The 14358-nt window shown below is 60.9% G+C and carries 17 protein-coding genes; 9 read left to right on the forward strand and 8 right to left on the reverse strand.

Features of this window, described 5'->3' with window-relative positions; translation table 11 throughout:
- Positions 1–165 precede the first annotated feature (165 nt).
- A complete protein-coding gene (locus tag BS300_RS14205) occupies positions 166–996 on the reverse strand; it encodes a CPBP family intramembrane glutamic endopeptidase (protein ID WP_071913533.1) in 831 nt (276 codons plus the stop codon).
- A gap of 119 nt (positions 997–1115) precedes the next feature.
- Between BS300_RS14205 and BS300_RS14210 the strand changes: the two genes are divergently transcribed.
- Complete coding sequence (locus BS300_RS14210) at positions 1116–1856, forward strand: transporter substrate-binding domain-containing protein (protein WP_071913535.1); 741 nt, start codon at positions 1116–1118, stop codon at positions 1854–1856.
- 60 nt (positions 1857–1916) lie between these two features.
- Here BS300_RS14210 and BS300_RS14215 read toward each other — a convergent pair whose 3' ends face one another.
- Together BS300_RS14215 and BS300_RS14220 are read right to left on the reverse strand one after the other, a co-directional pair.
- Positions 1917–2207: a hypothetical protein gene (locus BS300_RS14215; protein WP_041209062.1), complete on the reverse strand. Its 291-nt coding sequence runs from the start codon at positions 2205–2207 to the stop codon at positions 1917–1919.
- Positions 2208–2272: 65 nt separating this feature from the next.
- Complete coding sequence (locus BS300_RS14220) at positions 2273–2647, reverse strand: YacL family protein (RefSeq protein ID WP_041209063.1); 375 nt, start codon at positions 2645–2647, stop codon at positions 2273–2275.
- Between the two features lie 195 nt (positions 2648–2842).
- Here BS300_RS14220 and BS300_RS14225 point away from each other — a divergent pair, with 195 nt between their 5' ends.
- The 7 genes from BS300_RS14225 (at position 2843) to BS300_RS14255 (ending at position 10269) form a co-directional block, all read left to right on the forward strand.
- Positions 2843–3958, forward strand: a complete 1116-nt coding sequence (locus BS300_RS14225; RefSeq protein WP_071913537.1) for a sugar diacid recognition domain-containing protein — start codon at positions 2843–2845, stop codon at positions 3956–3958.
- Between the two features lie 118 nt (positions 3959–4076).
- Complete coding sequence (locus tag BS300_RS14230) at positions 4077–5339, forward strand: GntP family permease (RefSeq protein WP_071913539.1); 1263 nt, start codon at positions 4077–4079, stop codon at positions 5337–5339.
- Positions 5340–5348: 9 nt separating this feature from the next.
- On the forward strand, positions 5349–6482 hold the full coding sequence (locus tag BS300_RS14235; RefSeq protein ID WP_043850000.1) for a glycerate kinase: 1134 nt from the start codon (positions 5349–5351) through the stop codon (positions 6480–6482).
- Positions 6483–6711: 229 nt separating this feature from the next.
- Positions 6712–7275: an NnrU family protein gene (locus tag BS300_RS14240; RefSeq protein ID WP_071913541.1), complete on the forward strand. Its 564-nt coding sequence runs from the start codon at positions 6712–6714 to the stop codon at positions 7273–7275.
- Between the two features lie 59 nt (positions 7276–7334).
- Positions 7335–7871 (forward strand): glutathione peroxidase, encoded by a 537-nt coding sequence (locus BS300_RS14245; protein WP_071913543.1) that lies wholly within the window; start codon positions 7335–7337, stop codon positions 7869–7871.
- Positions 7872–7954: 83 nt separating this feature from the next.
- Positions 7955–8890, forward strand: coding sequence for a LysR family transcriptional regulator (locus BS300_RS14250; protein WP_033114036.1), 936 nt, complete (start codon positions 7955–7957; stop codon positions 8888–8890).
- Positions 8891–9072: 182 nt separating this feature from the next.
- Positions 9073–10269: a NupC/NupG family nucleoside CNT transporter gene (locus tag BS300_RS14255; RefSeq protein WP_071913545.1), complete on the forward strand. Its 1197-nt coding sequence runs from the start codon at positions 9073–9075 to the stop codon at positions 10267–10269.
- Between the two features lie 102 nt (positions 10270–10371).
- On the opposite strand, the gene BS300_RS14260 is transcribed toward BS300_RS14255, so the two are convergent.
- The 5 genes from BS300_RS14260 to BS300_RS14280 form a co-directional block, all read right to left on the reverse strand.
- Positions 10372–10791, reverse strand: coding sequence for a DUF4426 domain-containing protein (locus BS300_RS14260; RefSeq protein WP_041209070.1), 420 nt, complete (start codon positions 10789–10791; stop codon positions 10372–10374).
- A gap of 29 nt (positions 10792–10820) precedes the next feature.
- On the reverse strand, positions 10821–11120 hold the full coding sequence (yggU, locus tag BS300_RS14265) for a DUF167 family protein YggU (protein WP_033114039.1): 300 nt from the start codon (positions 11118–11120) through the stop codon (positions 10821–10823).
- Positions 11120–11671, reverse strand: coding sequence for a YggT family protein (locus BS300_RS14270; protein ID WP_041209071.1), 552 nt, complete (start codon positions 11669–11671; stop codon positions 11120–11122). The genes yggU and BS300_RS14270 overlap by 1 nt, the downstream gene beginning before the upstream one ends.
- Positions 11672–11682: 11 nt before the next feature.
- Positions 11683–12510, reverse strand: coding sequence for a pyrroline-5-carboxylate reductase (proC, locus tag BS300_RS14275; protein ID WP_071913547.1), 828 nt, complete (start codon positions 12508–12510; stop codon positions 11683–11685).
- 66 nt (positions 12511–12576) lie between these two features.
- On the reverse strand, positions 12577–13278 hold the full coding sequence (locus tag BS300_RS14280; protein ID WP_071913549.1) for a YggS family pyridoxal phosphate-dependent enzyme: 702 nt from the start codon (positions 13276–13278) through the stop codon (positions 12577–12579).
- 39 nt (positions 13279–13317) lie between these two features.
- Here BS300_RS14280 and tapT point away from each other — a divergent pair, with 39 nt between their 5' ends.
- Positions 13318–14352, forward strand: coding sequence for a type IVa pilus ATPase TapT (tapT, locus tag BS300_RS14285; protein ID WP_033114043.1), 1035 nt, complete (start codon positions 13318–13320; stop codon positions 14350–14352).
- Positions 14353–14358: the final 6 nt, after the last annotated feature.

The raw sequence follows: 14358 nt of genomic DNA on the forward strand, positions 1-14358 counted from the left end.
AAGTGACTGTTATGGCGAATGCAGAGGTCAGTTTGTTTACATTTTGGTTACAAGTAAATGAATTGGTTTTGTTTGGAGCTTTGTGGAGGTGTAAAGCGAGCAAGGCAGCACGCTTGAAGAGAGGGCGTTTCGAGAGAAGGCGCCCGTGTCGGGCGCCTGCAGGCGTTAGTGGTGGGCCAGCGGATAGGTGAAGAGCGCCAGATGGGCGAAGTTGAAGGCGAAGTGCACTGCGATGGCGATGCTGAGGCGGCCGCTTAGCTGGAAGGCCAGACCATAACAGCAGCCCGCAAGGGTAGCGAAGAGCGCCAGCAGGGGGCCGCCCGGCAGGTGGATGGCGCCAAACAGCAGGGCGCTGGCCACAATGGCAAACCAGGGTTTGCTGCGGCTTGCCAGCTCCTGCTGGATCGCGCCGCGAAACAGCGCCTCTTCCGCCACACAGGTGAACAGCAGATTGTTGAGGGCAAACAGCCACCACCAGTGGGGCAGTCCCACCTCGGGGCGCAGTGCTCCCAGTTGCCAGGCAATGCCGAACAGCGCCGCCAGCGGCAGGATCAGCAGAGCCAGAGGACGCCAGCGAATGATCCCTCCTTTGCCGAGCAGGGTCGGGAAGGCGAGCAGCAGGGCGAAGATCAGCAGTGGCTTGTCCAGATTGAGGTACATGTTGAACGGCACGCTGCCGGGGCCGGCGAGCACCTTGTCCAGCACCTTGAGATTGCTGAAGCCGGGGATGAAGTGCAGGGTCAGCGCAAGCGACCAGACAATCAGTGCAACTCTGGCCGTGGTCGCCCAGCGGGGTGGCAGGGCGGGCGTGCGCCACGCCAGCAGCAATCCCGCCAGCGTGATGACCAGCGCAGGCGGTGTGATGCGGCCAAGCCAGAGGGCCAGCAGCAGAGATAGGCCCAGCAGGCCAAACGCGGGAAGGCGCTGGCGCAGCAGGGCAAACAGCACGGCCAGCGCCAGCGCGCCCCAGATAAGCGAATCGGGCAGGGGTAACATTGGATCTCCTTGGTCGAGGCAAACGGCCACCTTAACAAGGGGCCGCCGCGAGAACAACCGCGCAGCAGGTGGTCGGGCCCCTTCTCTATACTCATCACAGGGTGAAGGGGGAGTTGGTGATGAAGCACTATCTGTGGTTGTTCTGTTGTTGGTGCACCTGGTTGCAGGCAGCCCCCGTGCTGCTGGCGACCGGGGAGTTTGCTCCCTATAGCGGCAAGGAGCTGGCGGATGGCGGGGAGAGCACCCGGCTGGTGACAACGCTGCTGCGCCAGGCCGGTTATGACGAGGTGAAGGTAGATTATCTGCCCTGGAACCGGGGTTATGAACTGACCCGCAATGGCCTGATGACGGCCACCTACCCCTACGCCTGGACGAGCGAACGGGCCAAGCTCTTCTACTACAGCGCCCCGCTCCATATCGATCACCTCTCCTGGTTCACCTATCAGGGCAGCGATGCGGTGCTGGACGGCAAGTGGCAGGGGCTGCGGGTCTGCATTCCGGCGGGCTGGAGCACCAGTCATGCCGACGAGGTGATCGCCCGCTTTTCGCTGCAGCTGATCCGTCCTGCCTCTCTGGCGCAGTGCCTGCAGATGGTGGCACTCAAGCGGGTGGAGCTGATGCCGATGAACGATGCAGTCACCGCCGATGCCAGCATGCAGATCTTCGGCGATCCCAACTATCTGCAGCCGCTCCCCTATTTTCGCCAGACCGACAGCTTCTATCTAATGGTCTCGCGCAAGGCGCCCGGTGGCCGGGAGCTGATCGAGCGGTTCAACGAGGCTCTGGCGGCGAGTCGGGCCAGCGGTCATTACGACAAGCTGGTGCCAAGAAGCATGCCCCGCTCACCTCGCTGCAAGTAAGGGGGTCAGAAAAAACAAAGCCGGAGCAGTGGCTCCGGCTTTGTTCATTCAGGGGCGCGATTAGCGGCCTGATTCGGCGATGACGCGGGCAATGATGTCGGCGCGCTGGTTGGCATCCAGCTCACCCAATGCGATCAGGCCAGCCTTGAAGATGACGTTCTTCGGCAGGCTGACATCATCCAGGGTGGTGATTGCTTCAACGTGCATGCCGTTCAGACGGCTGGCATCGCGCGGGCTCAGGTTGACCTGAGTGTTCAGCACCTGCTTGCCCTTCTTCTTGGGTTGGGCGGGTTTCTTCGGTTGATCCTGCTCGTCTTCCGGCAGCTCGTCATCAAAATCGTAAATAGACATAGTCAATCCTGTTGGTTTGGATGGTCGACCGCAGTGGCCGACCAGAATAAGCGAAACGGGGTCAATCAGCCCATATCCTCGTTGCGGATAAAGGCGCGCCAGGAGGTGAGCACCTGGGCAAAGTCTTCCAGCCCGCACATGGCCAGCTGTTCATCATCGTAGTAGGCGAGATCGTCGAGATCCTCGCCCAGTTCGATATTGAGGACGTTGGCTTTCACCTCCGCCTCTTCGTGGGTCAGCAGCAGGGAGTAATCCCCGCCGGTAAGCCGGTATTCGGTGCGACTCCGACTGGATAGCTGGTCGATGATGGCGAAGAGATCGTCGATCTTCTCCTCATCTTTGCCCACTTCGTCGATCAGCCACTGGCCGATGGCTTCATGGCCCATGGAGAAGCGGGCGCGATAACCACCGAACGGGTCGCGGCGAAATTCATAATCCATAGCGCACTCCAAATCGGGGGGATGGGCCTGCACGAAGCCGTGGTGGCAGCACCAAATCCTGCTCCATGGCGGGCTCACATCGGGTAAAGTGGCCTATTCTAGCGATCCCCCTCTCGCTTGTCTTGATGATGTGGCATCTTTGCCCCGCAGCAGGCGCTTTCCTGCGGGTTGCCGAGTCCCTTCTTTGGAGATGTTATGCAGCTAAACGATACCCTGGCGCGTCAGATTGTGAGCCGGGCGATGAAGATCCTGTCGTTCTCGGTCAACGTGATGGACGAACATGGTCTCATCATTGCGTCCGGCAATCCGGAGCGGCTCCATCAGCGTCACGAGGGGGCCGTGCTGGCACTGACCGAGAACCGGGTGGTGGAGATCAGCGAAGCGACCGCCCGCGAGCTCAAGGGGGTGCGTCCCGGCATCAACCTGCCCATCGCCTATCAGGGGGAGTTGCTGGGGGTCATCGGTATCTCCGGCGATCCGGACATCGTTCGAGCTTACGCCGAGCTGGTGCGAATGACTGCCGAGCTGATCCTGGAGCAGGCGGCGCTCACCGAGCAGTTGCAGTGGGACAAGCGCCACAAGGAGGAACTGGTGCTGCAGCTGATCCGCGGCGAGGGGCGGGTCGATCAGCTGCAGCAGGCGGCCCGTTTCCTCGGGCTCGATCTCGGCCAGCCACGAGTGGTGGCGGTGCTGGCACTGGAGGAGAGCGACCCGGCCCGGCTGCGAGAGCTGGTACATCTGCTGGAGAACCCGGAGCGGGACAATCTGGTGGCCATCAACGGTCTTGACGAGATAGTGGTGCTAAAACCGGCCCAGCTCAGCGACGGCCTCTGGCAATCGGCGCAGGAGCGCAGCCGCATCAGGCAGCTGCTGGCGCGCATCCCCCACTTCAAGGTGCGGATCGGGGTGGGAGATTACTTCGCCGGGATCAACGGGCTGGCACGCTCCTACCAGACGGCGCGCGATACATTGCGCCGTGGCATGCGCCAAGCGCCGCGCAAGCAGGTCTACTTCTTCGAGGATTACCGCTTGCCGGTGCTGCTCGGCAGTCTGGCGGACTCCTGGCAGGCGGATCAGCTGCGCGCACCGCTGCAGAAACTGGCCCGGGAAGATGGCAAGGGGGCGCTGCAGAAGACCCTGCGCCAATATTTCTTGCAGGATTGTGATCTGCATCGCTGTGCCGAGGCCTTGTTCATTCACCCCAATACCCTGCGTTACCGGCTAAGCCGGATCGAGCAGATAACCGGATTGAATTTCAACAAGTTAGACGACAAATTTTTGCTCTATCTCGGCCTTAATCTCGATTTGTGATTGTTCAAATAGACAAATAAACCCTGTTCGATGATGCAATATTTGGCCATTTGGCCAAAGCATTCTGATTGCAGATCTCCATAATGGCGGCCATTCACTCCCATTGAAGGTGTCCGTCATGATCCCGGTTACTGCCCTTGGCGCCATCGCGGCGCTCTCCATCGCCATCTTCCTCATTCTGAAGAAGGTACCGCCCGCTTACGGCATGATCGTCGGCGCGCTCGCTGGCGGCCTGATCGGCGGCTCCGATCTCAGCCAGACCGTCGCCCTGATGATCGGCGGCGCCCAGGGGATCACCACTGCGGTGATGCGGATCCTGGCGGCCGGTGTACTGGCCGGCGTGCTGATTGAATCGGGTGCGGCTACCACCATCGCCGAGACCATCGTCAAAAAACTGGGTGAGACCCGCGCCCTGCTGGCGCTGGCGCTGGCGACCATGATCCTGACCGCGGTAGGTGTATTTGTGGACGTGGCAGTTATCACTGTGGCGCCCATTGCGCTGGCCATCGCCCGCCGTGCCGATCTCTCCAAGGCGGCCATCCTGCTGGCGATGATCGGTGGCGGCAAGGCGGGCAACGTCATGTCACCCAACCCCAACGCCATCGCGGCTGCGGATGCCTTCCACCTGCCGCTGACCTCGGTCATGGCGGCCGGCATCATCCCGGGCCTGTTTGGTCTGGTGATGGCCTACTGGCTGGCCAAGCGTCTGAACAACAAGGGCAGCAAGGTTGCCGCTGACGAGGTGGTGAGCTTCGAGGGTACCAAACTGCCGGGCTTTGCCGCCGCCATCAGTGCGCCGCTGGTTGCCATCCTGCTGCTGGCCCTGCGCCCGGTCGCCGGTATCGTGGTGGATCCGCTGATTGCGCTGCCGCTCGGTGGTCTGGTCGGTGCCCTGATGATGGGCAAGTTCAGCAAAGTGAACCAGTTTGCGGTTTCCGGTCTCTCCCGCATGGCGCCGGTGGCCATCATGCTGCTGGGTACCGGTACTCTGGCGGGCATCATTGCCAACTCAGGCCTGAAAGATGTGCTGATCAGCGGCCTGACCGCCTCGGGTCTGCCCTCTTACCTGCTGGCCCCCATCTCCGGTGCTCTGATGTCGCTGGCAACTGCCTCGACCACCGCCGGTACTGTAGTGGCTTCCAACGTATTCAGCTCCACCCTGCTTGAACTGGGTGTTAGTGCGCTGGCGGGTGCCGCCATGATCCATGCCGGTGCCACCGTGTTTGACCATATGCCCCATGGCTCCTTCTTCCATGCTACTGGCGGCAGCGTCCACATGGGCGTGGGTGAGCGACTCAAGCTCATCCCCTACGAAACCGCGGTCGGTCTGACCATTGCAGCTGTCTCTACCCTGATGTTTGGCGTGTTTGGCCTCGCCTAAGGAATTGATATGAAAATTGTTATTGCCCCCGATTCATTCAAGGAGAGCCTGAGCGCCATGGCGGTGGCTGATGCCATCGAGGCCGGTTTCAAGCAGGTGTTGCCAAACGCCACCTACGTCAAATTGCCGATGGCCGATGGCGGCGAGGGCACGGTGCAGTCGCTGGTCGATGCCACCGGTGGCCGCATTCTGCCGGTCGAAGTGACCGCCCCCCTTGGCAACAAGGTACAGGGTTTTGTCGGCCTGCTGGGCGATGGCCAGCGCGCCGTTATCGAGATGGCCGCCGCCTCCGGTATCCATCTGGTCGCTCCCGAGCAGCGCAATCCGCTGCTCACCTCCAGCTTCGGTACCGGCGAGCTGATCCTGGCCGCGCTGGAGATGGGAGTGAAGCACCTCATCCTCGGTATCGGCGGCAGTGCCACCAATGACGGCGGTGCCGGTATGATCCAGGCGCTCGGCGGCAAGTTGCTCAAAGCCGATGGCTCAGCCATCGAGCTGGGTGGCGCCGGTCTTGCCGAACTCGCGACCATCGACCTGAGCGGTCTGGACCCGCGTCTGGGCGAGCTGGTTATCGAGGTGGCGTGTGATGTGAACAACCCGCTGTGCGGCCCGAAAGGCGCCTCCGCGGTGTTTGGCCCGCAGAAGGGGGCGACCCCGGAGATGGTGCAGCAGCTCGATGCCAACCTTTCCCGTTATGCCGACTGCATCGAGCAGGCCCTTGGCAAGCAGGTGAAGGATATTCCGGGGGCGGGCGCTGCCGGTGGTATGGGGGCCGCGCTGGTCGGTCTGCTTGGTGCCGAGCTCAAGCCCGGTATCCAGATCGTCATCGAAGCCCTGAAACTGGCTGATGAAGTGGCCGATGCGGATCTGGTCATCACCGGTGAAGGTCGTATCGATAGCCAGACCATCCACGGCAAGACGCCAATCGGTGTCGCACGCTGTGCCAAGCAGTTTGGCAAGCCGGTGATCGGTATCTCCGGCTGTCTGACCGATGATTGCGGCGTGGTGCACGAGCACGGACTGGATGCGGTGTTCGCCGTGGTCAACCGCGCCATGTCCCTGCCGGAAGCGCTGGAGACCGCCAGCACCAACATTCAGCTGACTGCGCGCAACGTCGCGGCACTCTATCAACTCAAGGGTTGATCCGGTTCGGCCGATGGGCGCCATCGGCCACCCAATATTCCCGTATGGGGCATCTCTCATCCCGCGAGATGTCTGGCTGCCCTAGCACTTCTTTGCCGATCCTCCGTGATCGGCTTTTTTCTTGTTACATCCTCCGGCTCCATGTTCGATGCCATGGGGTCGCGCGGTTTCTATAGGCGCATTCCGCCCTTTCCGGCATAGTGGTAGCCACACGAACAAGGAGAGACCCATGATCCTGCTGACTCTGGGCGTCGCGCTATTTACCCTGATCCACCTCTACCCCTGTTTTGCAGCGGCGCATCGGGCACAGCTGCGCGAGCGGCTCGGGGAAAATCGCTACAAGGGGCTCTTCTCCCTGCTGGTTTTCGTTGCCATCGCCTGCATCATTGCCGGCTGGCGCACTGTCCGGCCATTTCCGCTCTATTTCCTGCCGGATTGGGGGCCGCTGGCCATGATGGGGATGATGCCCATCTCCCTCATTCTCTTTTTTTCGGGGCAGGGCCCCAACCATTTGCGGCGCTGGCTGGTTCATCCGCAGCTGCTCGGCACCCTGCTCTGGGCCATTGCCCACCTGCTGGTCAACAGCGAGGCGCGTTCACTGGTGCTGTTTGGCGGTATCGGGCTGTGGGCGCTGGTGAGCATCGTCTGGATTTCGGTGCGGGACTGGCAGAAGTATCCACGCCCCGAGGCCAACTGGACCGGTACCTGCATCAGTGTCGGGGCCGGACTGGCGGCCACGGCGCTGCTCATCTTCTGGGGCCACGGCTGGCTGACCGGCATTCCTCTTCATTGAGAGTGAACCGCCCCGGTGCAAGGGACGTATCAGAGAGAAAACCACAAGGAGTGTTGCCGATGAAATGGTTCGCGCTGTTGTTGCTGCTTGGCAGCGGCATGGCATCTGCCACCTGTCCCGACTATTTCAATGTGGAGATGCGCGAGCTCAACAGCACCCAGCGCCACAATCTCTGTCAGCTGACCGAGGGCAAGGTGGTGCTGGTGGTCAATACCGCCTCCTACTGCGGTTATAGCGGCCAGTTTCGCGATCTGGAGAAGCTTTATCAGAGCTACAAGGACAAGGGGCTGATTATTCTCGGTTTCCCCTCCAACGACTTTTGGCAGGAGGCGGGCAACGAGAACAAGACCGCCGAGGTGTGCCGTCGCGACTATGGCGTGACTTTCCCCATGTTCAACCGGGTGGCTGTGCGTGGTTCTGATGCCGTACCGCTGTTCAAGGGGCTGGCGGTGGCCGCAGATGGCGATGAACCGAACTGGAACTTCCACAAGTATCTGGTGGGGCGCGATGGCAAGCTGATTGCCAGCTATGGCGCCAACCAGAATCCGTCCGATGATCCCCTCAAGCTGCAGATCACCCGAGCGCTGGCGCGCTGACCCTACCCCTTGGCGAGGAGCTCTGGAATAATGGGCTCCCGCCCTTTCAACCCGGTTATCCTGTGCTGCAACGTCTTCCGCAAATGGTGATCTTCGATGCGCTGGTGCGCGAGCAGGGGATCTCTGCTGCCGCTCGCCGTCTCGGTGTCTCCAAATCTCACATCAGCAAGCAGCTGGCGCTGCTGGAGACAGCCCTTGGCGCCCAGCTGGTACAGCGTACTACCCGTCGCTTCGCTCTGACCGAGCTGGGTCAGGAGTATGCCCGCCACTGCCATGCGCTGGTGGCGGTGGCGCAGGAGGCGAACTCGATGATCGCCGAGCGGCGCGGCAAGGTGAGTGGCGTGCTCCATCTCGGAGTGGGCCAATCTTTCGGCCGTCTGCATGTCATTCCCCATCTCAAGGCGTTTCAGGATCGTTATCCCGAGCTTGAGCTGGAGGTCTCCCTGTTCGATCACAAAACCAATCTGGTGGACGAAGGGCTGGATCTCTGGCTGACCACCTATGAGGACAAACCGGAAGGGCTGGTCGGTCAGCGGCTGGCCGATATCGGCTTCGTGCTGGCTGCTTCGCCGGATTACCTGTTGAGCCACGGTACGCCACTCCATCCGAAAGAGCTGGCCCAGCACAACTGCATCACCTATCAGAGCCGGGAGCGGCGCTATCACCAGTGGTCGTTCCGTCAGGGCAAGGAGCGCCAGACGGTGCAGGTTGCTGGCAACTATCGGGTCGACATGGCTGAGGCGGTGCGCGATGCGGCGCTGGCCGGGCTTGGCATCGCCTACATCGCCAACTACTTGCTGGACAAGGAGTTGCAAAGCGGCAAGCTGATCCCGCTGCTGCCGGAGTGGCGGCCGAACCAGCAGATGGCGGTACACGCCGTCTATGCCCGGCGCGAACATCTGGATCCCAAGATCCGTCTCTTCATCGATTTCCTCAAGGCTCGCTTTGGCCCGGAACCCTACTGGGAGCAGCGGCTGGCCCCCTGGCTCGGTGGTCGATTGTCCGGCAGCGAGGAATAATTGTTTTTAAATGGAAACATTTGATTTCTTCTGATACTAAAATCGAGCCAAATCAGCCAGTTGGCGCAACCGGTATCGTGCAAACGTTTTTTCTAACAGGCCCGTAACCAAGTGGACTTGCAGTGACGGGGGGAGAGGCGCAGAATCCGCGCCCATCTTTTTCCCCACCTGATGGAGTCCCTATGATTGCCCTGCTCGGCATCCTGAGTATCCTGGCGCTTGCCGTGATCTGCTCTGATAATCGTCGTCGTATCCCGTTGCGAACAGTTGGCCTTGCCCTCTGCCTGCAGGTCATGTTTGCCGCGCTGGTGCTCTGGCTGCCTGCTGGTCAGCACGTGCTGAATGGGGTGAGCGAGAGTGTCAGCAGCGTGATTGGCTACGGTCAGGAGGGGATCGCCTTCCTGTTCGGCGATCTGGCCAAGTTCAAGCTGGGCTTCATCTTTGCCTTCAACGTGCTGCCGGTCATCATCTTCTTCTCTGCGGTGATCGCCATTCTTTACCACATCGGCCTGATGCCGCGGGTGATCTCCCTGCTGGGCGGCGGTCTGCAGAAGCTGCTGGGCACCGGCCGTGCCGAAAGCCTCTCCGCCACCGCCAACATCTTCGTCGGCATGGTGGAAGCGCCGCTGGTGGTCAAACCCTACCTCTCCAAGATGTCCGACTCCCAGTTCTTCGCGGTGATGAGCTGTGGTCTCGCCTCCGTCGCGGGTGGTACTCTGGTCGGTTACGCCAGCATCGGGGTCGAGCTGAAATACCTGATTGCGGCTGCCTTCATGTCCGCGCCAGCCGGTCTGGCGATGGCCAAGATCCTGGTGCCGCCGAGTGTTGAAGAGGTGGATCACCATCAGGATGTCGAGATCCCCCGTGCCACCAACGTGATTGAAGCAGCGGCTGATGGTGCCATGTCCGGCCTCAATATCGCCGTGGCGGTCGGTGCAACCCTGTTGGCCTTCGTCGGCGTGATCGCCATGCTCAACGGTCTGCTCGGCTGGGCTGGTGGCCTGGTGGGTCTTGATCTGAGCTTCCAGATCATTCTGGGCTGGCTGTTTGCCCCGGTATCCTGGTTGATCGGTGTACCCTGGGAGCAGGCACAGGCTGCCGGTGCTCTGATCGGTACCAAGATCGTGGTCAACGAGTTCGTCGCCTTCATCGCCCTGGTGCAGGATCAGACCCTGAGCGAGTCGAGCAAGGCCATCGTCACCTTCGCCCTGTGCGGTTTCGCCAATATCTCCTCCATGGCCATCCTGATCGGCGGTCTGGGCGCCATGGTGCCGGAGCGCAAAGGCTTTATCGCCCGCTACGGCATGCGTGCCATCCTCTCCGGCGTGCTGGCCAACCTGATGAGCGCCTCCCTCGCGAGCATCTTCCTCGCCCTGTAACAGGCCTGGATAATTTATAAAACAGGGGCGCCATCATGGCGCCCTTGCTGTTTTTCCCGAATAAAAAGCCCCGACCTGAGTCGGGGCTTTTTGTTGCGCTATTCAGTCAACGTAGAAGGTTTGCTGGAAGGTGAGGATCTGCTGCTGACCACCCCCCATGATCTTCAAGGTGAACTGGTAGGTATCTTCATTGCGGTAGGGGAGGGTTGCCAGATAGTAGATGGCATCCCCCTCCTTGACCTCCTGGAAGCTGAGGTTGCGGATGGTGCCGGTGAGGTTTTTGGCCTCGCCGGTGACGGAGACCGCTTGGGCCTTGCCCTGCTTGTCCTGCACCGCAATGTTGATGATGCCGTTGTAGCGGCTGCGCTCCAGACCGTAGGTTTTGGCCACCTCGGGAGTGAGGAAGCTGGAGTTGAAGGCGTTGTAGTGCACCTGCCAGGGGCCCAGCTCCTTCATCTGTTCGGCCCGCAGGGGCAGGGTCATCAGCAGTGCCAACAGGCAGCTCATCCAGGCTGTTTTCATGGTGTCATCCCTCTCGTATCAATGTTGGCTCAGGCCGGATTGTCCAGCAGAGCGCTCACTTCCGGCGGCAACTGTTTGGGGCTGTCGATGGCGACCGTCTTGTGTCGCCCCAGCTCGCCCCGCACTATGGTGACCTGCCCCTTGGCCACCTTGAACTGCTTGGCCAGAAACTTGATCAAATGGCTGTTGGCCTGGCCATCGACGGGCGGTGCCGTGATGGCCACTTTCAACTCCTCTCCGTGCAATCCGACGATCTGATCCCGGCTCGCCTTGGGCTGGATCATCAGATGCAGTACCAGCTCATCCCCCTGTAGCAGGACGGCAGGCATCAAATCATCCACCACAGCTGGCCGAACAGGTCGCCCAGCAGATAGTTGATGGCCTGCAGCCCGATAAAGGCAACCAGCACCGAGAGATCCAGTCCGCCCAGTGCCGGCAGCACGCGGCGGATCGGAGAGAGGAAGGGCTCGGTCAGCTGGTACATCACATATTCGATGGGGTTGCGACCCTGGCTGACCCAGCTCAGGATGGCGCGGATCAGCAGTACCCAGAAGATCATCGAACCGGCCTTTTTCAGCACGGTCAGCGCGGCAAACAGGCTGAGACTGAGCCAGTCGGCCAGCAGCACGTTCATGCTCTTGAGCAGGGCCAGCTTGAGGAAGGCGACAGCCAGTGCCAGCACCACGGAGGCGAGATCCAGCCCCCCCAGACCCGGGATAACCCGGCGCAGCGGCACCACCAGCGGGTTGGTCAGCTTGACCACCATCTGGCTCATGGGGTTATAGAAGTCGGCACGCGCCCACTGCAGCCAGACGCGCAGCAGCACCACCATCAGGTAGAGATCGAAAACGGTGTTGATCAGAAAGTAAGCGGTGTTCATCGGGGCTCCTGTCAGAAAAGAGTTTCCATTTCGGCGGCGCGAGCTACGGCTGCCTGCATGGCGTTGGCAGTCAGCGGCATCAGCCCCTGCTGCTGGAATGTCTTGATGGCTTCGGCGGTTGTGCCGCCCTTGCTGGTGACCTGCTCACGCAGGGTTTGCAGCGACAGTTCGGGATTTTGCTCCACCATGGCAGCTGCGCCGAGGGCGGTCTGCTGCACCAGCTGGCGTGCCTGATCGGGTGAGAAGCCCATCGCTTCTGCCTCTTCGGCGATCGCCTGCATAAAGAGGAAGAAGTAGGCCGGGGCGCTGCCGGCTGCGGCGATGACGCTGTTGATGCCGGACTCCTGCTCCACCCAGAGGGTCTTGCCGACCGCCTGCATCATCTGCTCGGCAAAGTCGCGATCGCTGGCGGCAATATGCTCGGAGGCGTAGAGGCCAGTCATACCCAGACCCAACAGGGCCGGGGTATTGGGCATGGTACGGATGATACGGTCGTGACCACCGGCCATCTCGGCAAGGCGAGCAACCTTGATGCCGGCGGCGATGGAGACGAGCAGCTTGCCCGCAAGGGAGCCCAGCTCGGCAACCAGCGCTGCCAGCATGCCGGCCATCAGCTGCGGTTTGACCGCCAGCACGATCACCTCTGCATGGCGGGCCGCCTCGGCATTGGAGCGGGTGGTGCGAATGCCGTAGTCGCTGGCCAGCGCATCCAGTTTGGGCTGGCTCGGGTTGGCGGCAGTGATAAGCGTTGCCGGATAACCCGCCTTGACCAGACCGGCGATGATGCTGCGGCTCATGTTGCCAGCGCCGATGAAGGCGAGCGTCCTGTGCTGTTGCATTAAAGGCTCCTGTTGCTTGGTGGGGCGCTGGCACGCGGCGTGCGTTACATGCGCTCGCGCACCTGCTTATGAGTAGTCGCGGGCGCCGAAGATAGCAGTGCCGACCCGCACCATGGTGCTGCCGTGGGCGATCGCCAGTTCAAGATCCTCGGTCATCCCCATGGAGAGGGTATCGACGCTCGGGTATTGTCGCGCAAGCTCGGTGAACAGAGTCTGCATACGGGCCATTTGGGCGGCCAATATGGTCTCGTCACTGGTGTGTTCGGGAATGGCCATCAGCCCGCGCAGCACCAGCCGCTCACTGTGAGAAACCAGTTCGGCGAGGCGGAAAATCTCTTGTTCCGACGTTCCGGATTTGCTGCTCTCTCCGCTAATATTGATTTGCAGACAAACATTTAGCGGTGCCATGCTGGCAGGGCGCTGATTGTTCAGACGTTCGATCAGCTTCTCTCTGTCCACGCTTTGCACCCAGTCGAACCGTTCGGCAACCAGCCTGGATTTGTTCGATTGCAAAGGGCCGATAAAGTGCCACTCTAAGTCGTTATATTCGGGTTGCTGGCGCAGGGTGTCGATCTTGGTGGCCGCTTCCTGAGCGTAGGATTCGCCAAAGCAGCGCTGGCCGGCAGCGTGAGCGGCCATCAGGGCCTCAAGGGGTTTGGTTTTGCTGACCGCAAGCAACCGGACCTGCTCCGGATCGCGGCTCGCCCCTCTGGCTGCCTGGGCAATACGTTCTTTTACCTGAAGCAGGTGCTGGGCAATCTGGTTCATGTTTCGTTAGTGATCTTGTGATGGGAGAATGACAAATCTATGGATATCACAGAGTTATTGGCTTTCAGTGTAAAGCATAAAGCGTCGGATCTACACCTGTCCGCCGGGGTTCCCCCGATGATCAGGGTTGATGGCGAGGTTCGCAAGATCAATTTGCCCGCCCTGGAACATCGGGAAGTGCACGCCCTCATTTACGACATCATGAACGATCACCAGCGCAAGGAGCTGGAGGAGAACTTCGAGGTCGACTTCTCGTTCGAGGTGCCCAATCTGGCCCGTTTCCGGGTCAACGCTTTCCAGCAAGCGCGCGGTTCCGGCGCGGTATTTCGTACCATCCCCAGCACAGTGCTGAGCCTCGAAGATCTCGATGCGCCGGAGATCTTTCGCAAGATCGCCGAGTTCCCGCGCGGTCTGGTGCTGGTGACCGGGCCGACCGGTTCCGGTAAGTCGACCACGCTGGCGGCCATGGTCAACTACATCAACGAGAACTTCCATCACCATATCCTCACCATCGAAGACCCCATCGAATTTGTGCACGAGAACAAGCGCTGTCTGGTGAACCAGCGGGAAGTGCACCGCGATACCAAGAGCTTCAGCAATGCCCTGCGCTCGGCACTGCGGGAAGACCCTGACATCATTCTGGTAGGTGAGATGCGCGATCTTGAAACCATTCGCCTCGCCATGACCGCAGCCGAAACCGGCCACCTTGTATTTGGCACCCTGCACACCTCGTCGGCGGCCAAAACCATCGACCGTATCATCGACGTCTTTCCCGGCGCTGAAAAGGACATGGTGCGCTCCATGCTCTCCGAATCCCTGCGGGCGGTTATCTCCCAGACCCTGCTCAAGCGCATTGGCGGCGGCCGGGTGGCTGCTCACGAGATCATGATGGGGATCCCGGCGGTGCGTAATCTCATCCGGGAGGACAAGATCGCCCAGCTCTACTCGGTGATACAGACCGGGATGACCCACGGCATGCAGACCATGGATCAGAGTCTCAAGCAGCTGGTCAGCCGTGGCATGGTGGCGTCTCTCGACGCCAAGGCCAAGGCGGTTGACCCCAACAGCATCTGATGATGC

The sequence above is a fragment of the Aeromonas sp. SCS5 genome (genome assembly GCF_001887375.1).
GTDB lineage: Bacteria > Pseudomonadota > Gammaproteobacteria > Enterobacterales > Aeromonadaceae > Aeromonas > Aeromonas jandaei.

Coding starts and splice junctions, on each gene's coding strand:
- BS300_RS14235 (WP_043850000.1), top strand. CDS start 5,349: ATGAAAATTGTTATTGCCCCCGATTCATTCAAGGAGAGCCTGAGCGCC.
- BS300_RS14240 (WP_071913541.1), top strand. CDS start 6,712: ATGATCCTGCTGACTCTGGGCGTCGCGCTATTTACCCTGATCCACCTC.
- BS300_RS14260 (WP_041209070.1), bottom strand. CDS start 10,791: ATGAAAACAGCCTGGATGAGCTGCCTGTTGGCACTGCTGATGACCCTG.
- proC (WP_071913547.1), bottom strand. CDS start 12,510: ATGCAACAGCACAGGACGCTCGCCTTCATCGGCGCTGGCAACATGAGC.
- BS300_RS14210 (WP_071913535.1), top strand. CDS start 1,116: ATGAAGCACTATCTGTGGTTGTTCTGTTGTTGGTGCACCTGGTTGCAG.
- BS300_RS14215 (WP_041209062.1), bottom strand. CDS start 2,207: ATGTCTATTTACGATTTTGATGACGAGCTGCCGGAAGACGAGCAGGAT.
- yggU (WP_033114039.1), bottom strand. CDS start 11,120: ATGCCTGCCGTCCTGCTACAGGGGGATGAGCTGGTACTGCATCTGATG.
- BS300_RS14245 (WP_071913543.1), top strand. CDS start 7,335: ATGAAATGGTTCGCGCTGTTGTTGCTGCTTGGCAGCGGCATGGCATCT.
- BS300_RS14220 (WP_041209063.1), bottom strand. CDS start 2,647: ATGGATTATGAATTTCGCCGCGACCCGTTCGGTGGTTATCGCGCCCGC.
- BS300_RS14225 (WP_071913537.1), top strand. CDS start 2,843: ATGCAGCTAAACGATACCCTGGCGCGTCAGATTGTGAGCCGGGCGATG.
- tapT (WP_033114043.1), top strand. CDS start 13,318: ATGGATATCACAGAGTTATTGGCTTTCAGTGTAAAGCATAAAGCGTCG.
- BS300_RS14205 (WP_071913533.1), bottom strand. CDS start 996: ATGTTACCCCTGCCCGATTCGCTTATCTGGGGCGCGCTGGCGCTGGCC.
- BS300_RS14280 (WP_071913549.1), bottom strand. CDS start 13,278: ATGAACCAGATTGCCCAGCACCTGCTTCAGGTAAAAGAACGTATTGCC.
- BS300_RS14270 (WP_041209071.1), bottom strand. CDS start 11,671: ATGAACACCGCTTACTTTCTGATCAACACCGTTTTCGATCTCTACCTG.
- BS300_RS14255 (WP_071913545.1), top strand. CDS start 9,073: ATGATTGCCCTGCTCGGCATCCTGAGTATCCTGGCGCTTGCCGTGATC.
- BS300_RS14230 (WP_071913539.1), top strand. CDS start 4,077: ATGATCCCGGTTACTGCCCTTGGCGCCATCGCGGCGCTCTCCATCGCC.
- BS300_RS14250 (WP_033114036.1), top strand. CDS start 7,955: ATGGTGATCTTCGATGCGCTGGTGCGCGAGCAGGGGATCTCTGCTGCC.